This is a genomic window from Virgibacillus salarius (assembly GCF_039521925.1).
GTDB lineage: Bacteria > Bacillota > Bacilli > Bacillales > Amphibacillaceae > Virgibacillus > Virgibacillus salarius.
Genome location: NZ_BAAACY010000168.1, coordinates 1 through 12,252, shown reverse-complemented (window position 1 = coordinate 12,252; position 12,252 = coordinate 1). Strand labels below are relative to the sequence as shown.

Genomic DNA, 12,252 nt, shown 5'->3' with positions numbered 1-12,252 from the left:
GAGTACTGAGCGGGTTAGCCTTTTTTAAGATAATTATAAAATTCTACTCATTAATCCAAGAAAAACTAAAATCGCAAAAATAATCCACCAAATATGATTCTTCCATTTTGCTGGAAAGCGTTTTTTATTCCAGCGATTAGGGTCAAATTGGATCGAGTCATCTGAATGATTTCTTCTTGTGGCAACTGTAGCCCAGGGATTATACATTTTTGCGCCTGTCAGTACGATGGGGGCAATCGCGAATCCACCAATAAAACCAAAAATGTGTCCATAAATATTAATGTTTTGACGGATGAATGTCATAATAAGTCCCACGATTACGATCGTTAGTATTATTTGTGAGCTTGTTTGATCAATGAGATGTTTACGGAATGTAACCATAAATATATAAATCCCAAACAAACCAAAGATAGCACCAGATGCACCGACATGGACAAAGGAGAAATCCAATGAGCCGAAGAGATATGTCCCTAAATTGCCAATAAATCCAGCTGCTAAATAAGCAATTATAAATTTTGTTCTACCAAGCATTTGCTCAAGAGCAGGTCCGAATAATACGAGGGAGAATGAATTGAATAATGCATGTGTCAAGTTTACATGAAGGAAAATTGGTGTTATTAGACGCCAATACTCTCCTTGATGAATATAGTAATTGCTACCTGCTCCGAACTGATAGAGCGTGTCACCGAATGGTAACTGTAAAAGATCAATGATTATCCATAATCCAAGATGAATAATAACTAAAGTAGTTACAATAGGATATGCTTGCCTAAATTCTTTTATACTTCTTTCATTTCGTATAAACATTGGACTCCCCCGACTTATACTTTTTTAGAAATAGAATTACTATGGTATTCCATTCGTTATTGTTATTATTATTATTGTAATATACGATCATGTATAGTATGACCAATTTTATCGTACTAAAATAATAATTAAAAACATAGTAATTTGCACGAATAGACTGATGCAATAATAAGAGAAGTAATTCGATTGGATTCTTCAGGCGTATTTAACGACTTTAGCCAGTTTGAAAAGGAGTAAGATGTTCATGATCAGAGGAATAGGAATTGATCTTATTGAGTTATATCGTATAGAAAATAGTATGCAGAGAACTCCACGTATAATAGAAAGAATTTTAACTCCGATCGAAAGGGAGAGATTCTATGCTCTCCATAACAAGAGGAGGCAGGTGGAATTTTTAGCTGGTAGATTTGCAGCGAAAGAAGCATTTGCTAAAGCTGTAGGAATAGGCATCGGACGGCTTAGCTTTCAGGATATAGAGATTCAAATTGGAGAGAATGGTGCTCCAATTTTACATGCTAAAGGGTATGGAAAAGAGAAAATATTTTTGTCCATTACACATACGGCTGATTATGCTGCTGCGCAAATTGTGATTGAAGCTCTATAAGGACATGCATAATCGCTCAGGTTGTCTCATATATTTTAGTGCGGGTAGGAGGGAACACATTGTATATTGTCACCGCAAAGGAAATGTACGATATCGATCACTTTGCAATGACCGAAATTGGTTTAGATGGGAAATTGTTAATGGAGAATGCTGGACGAGCTGTTGCTGATCGTGTGACAGCAATTGTTAAGGATACGGACAAGATTTGCGTGCTTGCTGGTTCAGGTAATAATGGTGGAGATGGTTTTGTTATAGCTAGAACACTTCTAGACAAAGGTTATGCTGTTCAGGTACTACAGGTGGTTGCTAATGATAAAATCCTTGGAGATGCGTATTATCATAAACGACTATTTGAAAGGTGCGGAGGCATCATATCCTTATTTGATGGTAAATGTACATCAATGATAACTAGTAATAATGTAATCATTGATGCAATAATTGGCATTGGTTCGAAGGGGATATTACGTGAACCATTAGCATCGTTGGTTCATTATATTAACCGTGAAGCGAAAAAAGTAATTTCTGTAGATATTCCCTCGGGACTACCGGCAGATGAAGGTAAAGGGGAATTTATTTCTATTCAAGCAGACTATACTTTTGTTATAGGTGCGCCGAAGGTCAGTGCGTTTTTGAATCACACCTCTCCTTATTACGGAAAGTGGGAGCCTGTTTCCATTGGTTTACCTTCCCGTGCTTTCAAAACTAACACATCTAGATTCGTATGGGGAATAGATGATGTTCGGAATAGTTTACCTGATCGGAAACCAGATGATCATAAAGGAAAGCACGGTAAGGGTCTGGTGATAGGAGGGAGTAAGGAGATGCCGGGTGCGCTAGCTATGAGTTTAAAAGCTTCGCTACGAGCTGGAGCGGGTCTCATTACTGGAGCAACTACCGAAGGCGTCATTCGGATGATTTCTGCTAATTGTATAGAAGCTACCTATAAAGAATTATCTGAAACAAATGGTTTTCTTGATAACCGAACTGATGTAAGTCTAGAAGGCTATCATGCTGTCGCTATAGGAATGGGCATGGGAAGAAGAACGTGTACCGGTGATTTGGTTCGAAGCTTAGTTCATACAGCTGAATGTCCGATTGTGATAGATGCGGATGGCCTATATCATATAAAAGAGGATCTTTTAGATATAGAAAATAGGCGTTATCCAACAGTAATCACACCGCATCCTGGAGAAATGGCAATGCTTTTAGGGATTACTGTAAATGAGTTACTCCTAGAACCATTTAGGTATTCGCGTGAATTCGCTATTAAAAATAACTCCTATGTCGTTCTCAAGGGAATGATTACCATTATTACATCTCCTGAAGGTGAGCAAGTTGTGAATATGTCTGGTAATCCTGGTCTTGCCAAAGGGGGAAGTGGAGATGTGTTAACAGGCATTATCTTAGCAATGATTATGCAGGGACAAACGATTTTTCAAGCGCTGTGTAATGCTTGTTATATTCATGGAAGGTCCGCAGATGAATTAATAAGTGAAAAGCATTCCTATCATGACCTACTCGCTAGTGATGTGATCGATGGGCTTGCGAAGGTATTTCGTATTATTTCTTGAGAGGTATTAGGTGATAACGTTCCCTTTGTTTTTAACTGAGACAAGGGAGATATGTCCATGAAAAGAAAAATTGGCGGTTGGATCATTGTATTTGGCTTCGTACTATTATTATCAGCCTGTGGAGAAAAATCACAGGAGGATGTTGTTGCAGAATTAAAAGACAATTTGGATGAAATGGATGGTTACAAAGCTAAAGCAGAAATGAGTATGAATACCGGCCAGGAGCAGCAAAAGTTCAATATTGATGTTTGGCATAAAAAGGATGATCTCTATCGCGTTGCCTTATCTAACAATGAAGACGAAAAAGGAAATCAGATTATCCTAAAAAATAAAGATGGTGTATTTGTTTTAACGCCTGCATTAAGCAAAAGCTTTAAATTTCAATCAGAATGGCCAGATAATAGCAGTCAACCATATCTTTATCAATCCTTAGTTAAGGATATTGAAAAAGATAAGGAAGCAGCATTTGAAGTGAGTGACTCCCATTATATCTTTAAAACAAAAACAAATTATCAAAGCAACAATAATTTGCCATATCAAGAAATTTACTTTGATAAGAAAACCTTTCAGCCTGTTCAGGTAAATGTACTAGATAAGGATAAGAATGCATTGGTAGAAGTAAAGTTTTCGAGCTTTGACAAAAAAGCTACGTTTAAAGACAATGACTTTACTATGAAGAAGAATATGGCGAGTGGAGCAGTAGCTGAGGAAGAGGTTTCTGGAGATGGTGTGGAAGATACACTTACTGTATTTTATCCTTCTTATATGGCAGGATCTGAATTAACAGAGAAAAAAGAAGCCTCAACGGAAGAAGGGGAACGTGTAATTTTGACCTTTGAGGGTGAAAAAAATTTCACGTTGGTCGAAGAAAAATCAAAGGTACAAACGACAATGATGTCTCCAAATGAAGTGAAGGGAGAAATTGTCAATCTAGGATTTGCTGTTGGAGCAATTTCAGCTAACAAGTTAGAGTGGTCTCATAATGGGGTAGATTTCATGTTAGCAAGTGATGAATTAACGAAGCAAGAACTAATTCAGGTTGCTCAATCTGTGCAAAGTAAAGAAGTGAAGTAACATGAAATTCTAACAAGCAGACTCGCAATTACTTGGGGTCTGCTTTTATTTTTGGTTATTTTTAACATAAGTGATCTGATTAAGCGAATGAATTGCAGCTATATTCAAGACGTTCGATTGTGGTTTTACTTCAGGTTTTGCAATTACTCATTATCATAATATTGACATCAACCTCTCCCCAAGAAATAATAGGGGTATTATTATTTTTATCCCTATATAACTGGCAGTAATACCTCCAATTCAAGCGCGATAAAGAGAATCCACTATTGGTAAGTGGGGGATCGACTGTCAGTAAATGCTCGAGGGTTCAATGTCCTTTAGTTCATATCCTTGTGATACGAACTATCAGTGGGGGCTAAACCAACTCACGAACTGATTGAAGTTTCAATTTATATAACCATTAACGTAAGAAACCTCGCGTTATTTGCGAAAGGAGTTAGAGCTAGTGGAATTACATAGATATACTTGGGTTGAAATAGATTTGGAGGCAATTGCATATAATATAAAACAAATAAAACAAAAGCTCCCGATAACAAGTAAAGTAATTGCTGTTGTAAAAGCGGATGGCTACGGTCATGGGAGTATTCCTGTAGCAAAAAAAGCCCTGACAGCTGGAGCGGAAGCGTTAGCTGTGGCATTGCTTGAGGAGGCAATTGAATTACGAAAGGCTCAAATAACAGCGCCGATCTTGGTATTGGGCTGGGTTCCTCCTGAATCAGCTGTTGTAGCAGCCGAACTTGATATTACATTAACCTTTTTTCAACAGGATTGGCTAGATCAAGTAAATAGTTATACACTTGCTAAACCATTAAAGCTTCATTTAAAAGTCGATTCTGGTATGGGGAGGATCGGCATAAGGTCAGAGAAAGAGCTATATTCTATTCTATATGCATTAAATAAAAATAAAAGCATATATTTAACAGGAGTATACACCCATTTTGCAACAGCAGATGAACCAGAGTCAGCTTACTTTTTACAGCAAAAGGAGCGATTTGAAATACTGTTATCGAAACTGAAGCAGCATTGGGCTGGGGAGCTTGATATTCATATAGGCAATAGTGCGAGTGCTATTCGTTTACCAGAAGATATGTACGATTATATTCGATTTGGTATTGCCATGTATGGATTATATCCTTCTAAAGCAGTAAAAGATAAGGGGGAGATAGACTTAAAGCAGGCTTTTTCGTTACACAGCAATCTAGTGCATGTCAAACAAATTGAATCTGGAGATACTGTAAGTTACGGCTGTACGTATACGGCAAATGAAAAAGAATGGATTGGTACAATACCTATTGGATATGGTGATGGGTGGCTGCGAAAAATGCAGGGTTTTTCAGTATTAATCAATGGAAAACGATTACCAATAGTCGGCAGAATTTGCATGGATCAAACCATGGTTCGACTGGACCGCGCTTACCCTGTCGGAACAAAGGTCACATTTATTGGCAGGCAAGACGACACGTTTATTGCAATGGATGAAATCTCCGAGCATGCAGAGACAATTAATTACGAGATTCCTTGTGTAATTAATAAGCGGATTCCACGAATATATAAAGGCCTTTAAGGAAAAGCTCATCATAATTAACTTAATTACATGATATACCACATTTAGAGAAAGAATAAACGACAAAACAAGATATTTTTTGAAAAAAATTAGGGAACCCTTTGCAAATGGGCGAATTCAATGATATCATTAAAAATGACTTTTACAAAGTTCGTTCAACAGTTGGCGGAGGTGTGATGGTTTTGTCAGAGAGCTTACAAGAAGTATTAGTTAAGATACCGAAAAACCTGTTAAATGAGGTGGATGGTCTAATGAAATATGAGAATAGTGATTTAAGTGATTTCATTTGTCAGGCAACTAGAAGCTATCTTCAACACAAAAGAGATGAGCATATCCAACAATTTCGTGAAACGATGCAACGAGGCTATGAAGAAATGGGCCGCATTAATTTAACAATTGCTTCAGAAGCTTTTCAAGCTGAAGAGGAGGCAAAAAATACCTTGGAACGCTCTGTGATCGGGGTGTAACCATTTGATCGTACAAAGAGGCGAAGTATATTTCGCTGACCTTTCCCCTGTTGTTGGATCAGAGCAGGGAGGCGTGCGCCCGGTATTGATCCTGCAAAATGATATCGGGAATCGTTTCAGTCCTACCGTTATTGTCGCAGCAATTACAGCACAAATTCAGAAAGCGAAGCTCCCAACGCATGTGGAGATTAACGCAAAACGTTATGGATTTGATCGGGATTCCGTTATTTTGCTAGAACAAATTAGAACGCTTGATAAACAACGATTAACAGATAAAATAACAAAGTTAGATAAAGAAATGATGAATAAGATTAACCAAGCATTAGAAATCAGTCTAGGGCTGAAAGATATGTATGGTCAATAAAAACACCCTTGTTTATAGAAGAACAAGGGTGTTTTTGCATGCAGAAATACGACATTATTCTTCATACATAATTTTGATCTGTGTTACAATTAACTTTGACAAGACAGGGTTATAAACAAAAAAATAAGTAGCAATGTCAGATGAAAAATTGTTTTATTGCGGGTTAATAGTCAATAAACGTAACTGACATAATTGTATTTAGTTAGCTATAATAAAAGTTTCGTATATTGCTTAGTAACAGTCACTTTGAAGAGAACTTTCACTTTACACCTATAACAATCATTAACAATCATTTAACCATAAATGGGGGTAATCCAATGGACGAGAAATTTAAGAAGATTGCGATTGAAAACAGTGACTCAATTGTACAAATGTGGATGGAAGAAATCAATTCATTGAAAGATGGGAATTATACTTCAAGTATTTCCGATGAATTATTTGAAAGCACCAATAGAGAGTTTGTTAATGTTATCTTTACAAGTATAAAAAATGCAGGGCCACCGAAGGCAGTTGAGAGCTTTTCCGAAAAGATTATTAATCTTGGTTGGCCATTAAGCTATATCACTGATGGTCTACAAGTATTTCGCCGAGTCACTGTAGATTATATTTTAAGTCAATCTGAACAAGTAGACTCTGCTTTTATCTCTAATGTTCTTAAAAGCGTAGATGCATGGGTGGAGCCGTTAATTAGACAATTGGTAAATGAGTATTCTGGTAACTGGGAGAATATTGTTTCTTTACAGCGAGTCGCTCTTCAGGAACTATCAGCTCCATTAATTCCTGTTATGGATAGTATTACAATTATGCCATTAATTGGAACGATCGATACAGAGCGAGCAAAGTTAATCATGGAGAATTTGTTAGACGGCGTGATTAAGCATAACTCGGAAGTGGTGCTAATTGATATTACTGGTGTTCCTGTTGTAGATACGATGGTTGCGCATCATATTATTCAAGCTGCGGAAGCCGTTCGTTTAATCGGGTCAATATGTATTCTTGTTGGGATTCGCCCAGAAATTGCCCAAACAATTGTAAATCTTGGTATTGATTTAGGGAAGTTTCCGACAAAGAGCTCGCTGAAAAAAGGTTTTAGAAGCGCATTGGAAATAACAAACCGAAAGATAGTTGATTTAGAAACGAAAGAAGAAAGTATTGAAGAATTAATTCAGTCATTGAAAGGGGAGTGAAGGCATTGCGAATACCAATCTTAAAACTCCATAATTATTTATTGATCTCCATTCAGACAGAGATAGATGATCAAACAGCAATTCAATTTCAGGAGGATCTCTTAGATAAAATTCATAAAAGTGGTTCTTCTGGTGTAGTCATTGATTTAACATCCGTCGAAATCATTGATTCATTTATTGCTAAAGTTTTAGGTGATGTGGTTACAATGTCAGATCTTATGGGGGCGAAGGTAGTTTTAACAGGTATTCAGCCAGCAGTTGCAATGACATTAATTGATTTAGGGATTCATTTAAAAAATGTTCCAACTGCATTAAATTTAGAACAAGGCCTTATCAAACTCTACCAGGAATTGGGGGAATAGAGCCTATGAAACCTCAATCTTGCGTAAATATAAAGAAAGAGTGGGATATAGTAGGTGCCAGGCAATTAGGGAGAGATATTGCGAAGAAGGTTGGTTTCGGTATCGTTGATCAAGCTCGGATTGCTACAACAATATCTGAACTGGCTAGGAATATCTACTTATATGCGGAGCATGGACAGATATGTTTCGAAGTTATTGATAACCTTGAGCATAAAGGAATGTGTATGATAGCCATTGATGTCGGTCCAGGCATTGAAGATATTGGTCAGGTAATGGAGGATGGTTATTCTACTTCAGGTGGACTGGGGGCTGGATTACCGGGAGTAAAGCGATTAATGGACGAGTTTGATTTGCAATCAGAAGTCGGGAAAGGTACAAGAATAAAAGCAATAAAGTGGTTAAGATAGTTTTATCCCACATATAACTGGCAGTAAACCCCCATTTCATGCAATAAAGTGAAATTTATATGGAAAGTGGGAGATCGACTGCAGTAAATGTCCAATTGGTTCAAAGGCCTTGAGGTCATACCCTTAGTGTACTAACCATCCGTGGGGGATAAGACAAAACCTCCACTAATTGAAGTTTCACTTTAATGGAACCGAGGTGTGTACATGATTAAGAAGTGCACACCCTATCTTTATATATACTGTCAAATGCTCTTGCTTTTTGTTGGATGTTAGGGGGATACGTATGGATGATACCGTTAAAATAGACGTAGAAAATTATAAAGAATTGATGAAGCGTTACATTGAAACAAAGGATGAACAATCACTTTATGAAGTAGAGCAGGTCAGTAAATCCTTTATAAAAAATCATATCCTACCAGATGAGATCGTGAATATGCACATTCAGGCTTTAGCGGAGCTGTATCCTTCTCTAAGTGAAGATATACAGTCTTCCATGAATTTTTTATTAGAAGCTATGATTGCCTATGGTATCGCACATCAGGAATACCAAATGCTACGTGAAAAGCAGTCTGAATTGAAATCCGAAATATCCGTAGCCGCTAGTATGCAGGAAACACTACTTGGAACAATAAAACCAGAAATAGAAGGACTGGATATTGGTGTTATTAGTGTACCTGCGCACCAAATGAATGGTGATTATCATCACTTTGTAAAGGGAAGTGATGGTTCATTAGGTATTGCTATGGCAGATGTTATTGGTAAAGGAATTCCAGCAGCTTTGTGTATGTCTATGATTAAATATGCCATGGATAGTTATCCTGAGGAGGCAATGGAACCAAGGGCAATTTTAAAGAATCTAAATCGTGTAGTCGAAAGAAATGTTGACCCCAGTATGTTTATTACTATGTGTTATGCACAATATATACCTTCCGAACACACACTTCGTTACGCCTCAGCTGGTCATGAGCCTGGGTTTTATTATAACGCTGAGAAGGATATATTTGAAGAGATGGAAACAAAAGGCCTCGTGCTCGGTGTGACCCCTGATGCCGATTATGGTCAATATGAATTAAACATTCATAAAAATGACTTAGTTATCATGCTTACAGATGGAGTTACAGAGTGTAGAGATGGTGATCGTTTTATTGAAAGTGAAGAAGTATTGAGTGTCATCAGACAATATGCGCATCTACCCGCTCAAGAGATGGTAAATCAGGTTTTTAAATACTTCGAACGTCTACAGAATTTTGAACTGCGAGATGACTTTACGTTACTTATATTACGACGGGAAGTTTAATCGTGGTGTTATGTGGGTAAATGTTATGGAGAAGTCAAACTATAAGAAGCGATATTATACAATATGTCTTATCGTGAAGATATAGGAGGAAGCAATTATGAATTTAACCATTAATGTAGTGGAAGAGACGAAAAAGTCAATCGTCAATCTTTCGGGTGAAATAGATGCGTATACAGCACCACAATTAAAAGAGACGTTACTTCCGTTAACGCAACAACGTGGAAATATAGTCGAAGTTGATCTTGAAAATGTCACGTATATGGATAGCACTGGTTTAGGGATATTTATTAGTGCATTGAAGTCTACAAAAGAACATGAAAGTATGATGCGGCTAGTAAATATACAAGATCGTGTGCTTCGATTATTTAAAATAACAGGACTAGATGAAATTATGGATATAAATGCTGCGATTCGGGGTGGAAGCGAATAATGGAGAGATTTGATTTTATTGAATTGAAAGTTCCTGCGAAAGCAGAATATGTCGGTGTTGTTCGATTAAGTATCTCAGGCATAGCGAATAGAATGGGTTTTTCTTACGAGGATATTGAGGATTTGAAAGTCGCTATCTCTGAAGCAATTACAAATACTGTGACTCATGCTTATCATGAGCAGGATGATGGCGAAGTAACAATAGGTTTTGGAGTTTATGAGGACCGTTTAGAGGTAATGGTAGCAGACCATGGAGGAAGCTTTAACCTAAATGAAGTCAAAGATGGTATTGGACCATATAAAAATACGGAATCAATTGAAGATCTAAGAGAAGGGGGTTTTGGTCTGTTCTTAATTGATGCACTAATGGATAAAGTACAAATTAACAATAACTATGGTGTCATTGTATTGATGACTAAGTATATACACGAAACTGAGGTGGACTTTGATGACGACCAAATCTCAACCACACAATAGCGGAAGAGATGAGGTTTACCAGCTAATTGAAGCTATCCAACAAGAACCGACTGATGAAGCATTACAAGAGAAGCTAGTTCTTACTTATAAGGATCTAGTCGAGTCGATTGCACGCAAGTACTCAAGAAATAGTGCTATTCATGAAGATCTTGTTCAAGTTGGTATGATCGGGCTATTAGCTGCAGTTAGAAGGTATGATCCGTCATTTGGTAAATCCTTTGAATCTTTCGCAATACCTACTATAATCGGAGAAATTAAACGATTTATTCGCGATAAAACCTGGAGTGTCCATGTACCAAGACGAATAAAAGAACTAGGACCAAAAATAAAAAAAGCAGTAGATACACTAACGACAAACAATCAGAAATCCCCAACAGTGAGAGAAATAGCAGACTATCTAGAAGTATCGGAAGAGGATATTCTTGAGACAATGGAGATGGGAAAAAGCTATAAAGCATTATCTGTAGACAGAAAAATTGAAGCAGATTCCGATGGTAGTACGGTAGCAATTTTAGATTTGGTTGGCAATGAAGAGGCTGGATATAATACGATCGATCAACGAATGCTACTAGAAAAGATACTCCCTATTTTATCTGAGCGTGAACAGCAAATCTTGAAATATACCTATTTTGAAAACATGAGTCAAAAGGAAACTGGAGAGTTACTAGGGATTTCGCAAATGCATGTTTCTAGACTTCAGCGTCGATCCTTGCGTAAGCTAAGAGAGGCCATACAGTCAGAAAGTACGGAGGTTCTTGAATAATTATGAAACGTGTACAGGTATCTGTCTTTCAAAGAGCGAAGAAAGGTAATTATTATTGTGGGGACAGTTACTTTTACAAGGAAACAGATAAAGAATTTATTTGTGCTGTGGCAGATGGACTTGGTAGTGGTGAATTTGCAAAGGAATCGTCCCAAATTGTGATTAATATTATTCAAGATAATGCTCATACGTCAATAGAAGGTATTATAAAAAAATGTAACGAACAGTTATATGGCAAACGTGGTGTTGTAGTTGGTATTCTTAAGCTCGATTTTACTACAGGAATGTACTCTTTTTCTTCGATTGGAAACATTGGTATCCTTACCATCGTGAAAAATCAAAAGAAAAAGCGAAATATACCTAATGCTGGTTATTTGGCAGGCTATCACCGTCCCTTTAAAATCATTCAAGAAAAGCTAGAATCAAATATGATGTTTATCATGTTTTCTGATGGAGTTTCGGATAGAGATCTGTCGGAAAAATATTTTTTAAATGAAGATGTCAAGGCAATTACGCAGACGTTTGAATATGTAAGTGAATCTAATCGCCAGGATGATACTACCTTAATTGCTATGCATTATAAAAAGGACTGACAATCTTTGTCAGTTTTTTTGTTGTCTAGAAAAATTAAAATTAGCCCATGTGGATAAAAATGGGCGTGTTGAGCCGTGTCTCAAGCTCCAGCGCCCAGAAACGAGGCGAATTCACGAATCGCCCTAAGCTAAGTCATCATCGGCTCGCAAGCTCACCGTGCTTCCTTTATCTCCGTTGACTCGCTCCGTTTCTATTTGTCGCTTGCGCTTTTGTTCTAAGTTAAGAAAGTATAAAATCAGTGCAATGACTGCGTTAAGCCAAGTAGTTATTTTGAAATGTTTGATG

15 protein-coding genes are annotated in these 12,252 nt (G+C 37.2%); 14 read left to right on the top strand and 1 reads right to left on the bottom strand.

Going from position 1 to position 12,252, the window contains the following annotated elements; all coding sequences use genetic code 11:
• Positions 1–33 precede the first annotated feature (33 nt).
• Entirely contained in the window at positions 34–807 is a 774-nt protein-coding gene (locus ABDZ84_RS20075; RefSeq protein ID WP_121604536.1) for a rhomboid family intramembrane serine protease, read from the bottom strand.
• A 244-nt stretch (positions 808–1,051) separates the two neighbouring features.
• Between ABDZ84_RS20075 and acpS the strand changes: the two genes are divergently transcribed.
• The 14 genes from acpS (at position 1,052) to ABDZ84_RS20005 (ending at position 11,966) form a co-directional block, all read left to right on the top strand.
• Entirely contained in the window at positions 1,052–1,411 is a 360-nt protein-coding gene (gene acpS / locus ABDZ84_RS20070; protein WP_026680354.1) for a holo-ACP synthase, read from the top strand.
• 59 nt (positions 1,412–1,470) lie between these two features.
• Positions 1,471–2,982, top strand: coding sequence for an NAD(P)H-hydrate dehydratase (locus tag ABDZ84_RS20065; protein ID WP_321133612.1), 1,512 nt, complete (start codon positions 1,471–1,473; stop codon positions 2,980–2,982).
• A 57-nt stretch (positions 2,983–3,039) separates the two neighbouring features.
• Complete coding sequence (locus ABDZ84_RS20060) at positions 3,040–4,056, top strand: LolA family protein (protein ID WP_026680356.1); 1,017 nt, start codon at positions 3,040–3,042, stop codon at positions 4,054–4,056.
• A 445-nt stretch (positions 4,057–4,501) separates the two neighbouring features.
• A complete protein-coding gene (gene alr / locus ABDZ84_RS20055) occupies positions 4,502–5,620 on the top strand; it encodes an alanine racemase (RefSeq protein ID WP_034678655.1) in 1,119 nt (372 codons plus the stop codon).
• A 182-nt stretch (positions 5,621–5,802) separates the two neighbouring features.
• Positions 5,803–6,087, top strand: a complete 285-nt coding sequence (locus tag ABDZ84_RS20050) for a CopG family ribbon-helix-helix protein (protein WP_026680358.1) — start codon at positions 5,803–5,805, stop codon at positions 6,085–6,087.
• A 4-nt stretch (positions 6,088–6,091) separates the two neighbouring features.
• Positions 6,092–6,451, top strand: a complete 360-nt coding sequence (locus tag ABDZ84_RS20045) for a type II toxin-antitoxin system PemK/MazF family toxin (protein WP_026680359.1) — start codon at positions 6,092–6,094, stop codon at positions 6,449–6,451.
• A gap of 317 nt (positions 6,452–6,768) precedes the next feature.
• Positions 6,769–7,638, top strand: coding sequence for an RsbT co-antagonist protein RsbRA (locus ABDZ84_RS20040; RefSeq protein WP_343782776.1), 870 nt, complete (start codon positions 6,769–6,771; stop codon positions 7,636–7,638).
• 5 nt (positions 7,639–7,643) lie between these two features.
• A complete protein-coding gene (locus ABDZ84_RS20035) occupies positions 7,644–8,000 on the top strand; it encodes an STAS domain-containing protein (RefSeq protein WP_026680361.1) in 357 nt (118 codons plus the stop codon).
• Positions 8,001–8,005: 5 nt separating this feature from the next.
• Positions 8,006–8,407, top strand: a complete 402-nt coding sequence (locus ABDZ84_RS20030) for an anti-sigma regulatory factor (RefSeq protein ID WP_026680362.1) — start codon at positions 8,006–8,008, stop codon at positions 8,405–8,407.
• 283 nt (positions 8,408–8,690) lie between these two features.
• On the top strand, positions 8,691–9,704 hold the full coding sequence (locus ABDZ84_RS20025) for a PP2C family protein-serine/threonine phosphatase (RefSeq protein ID WP_026680363.1): 1,014 nt from the start codon (positions 8,691–8,693) through the stop codon (positions 9,702–9,704).
• Between the two features lie 97 nt (positions 9,705–9,801).
• Positions 9,802–10,134, top strand: coding sequence for an STAS domain-containing protein (locus tag ABDZ84_RS20020; RefSeq protein ID WP_166530329.1), 333 nt, complete (start codon positions 9,802–9,804; stop codon positions 10,132–10,134).
• A complete protein-coding gene (gene rsbW, locus ABDZ84_RS20015; protein ID WP_026680365.1) occupies positions 10,134–10,610 on the top strand; it encodes an anti-sigma B factor RsbW in 477 nt (158 codons plus the stop codon). The genes ABDZ84_RS20020 and rsbW overlap by 1 nt, the downstream gene beginning before the upstream one ends.
• A complete protein-coding gene (sigB, locus tag ABDZ84_RS20010) occupies positions 10,582–11,373 on the top strand; it encodes an RNA polymerase sigma factor SigB (protein ID WP_166530330.1) in 792 nt (263 codons plus the stop codon). The genes rsbW and sigB overlap by 29 nt, the downstream gene beginning before the upstream one ends.
• A 2-nt stretch (positions 11,374–11,375) precedes the next feature.
• Entirely contained in the window at positions 11,376–11,966 is a 591-nt protein-coding gene (locus ABDZ84_RS20005; protein ID WP_026680367.1) for a protein phosphatase 2C domain-containing protein, read from the top strand.
• Positions 11,967–12,252 lie beyond the last annotated feature (286 nt).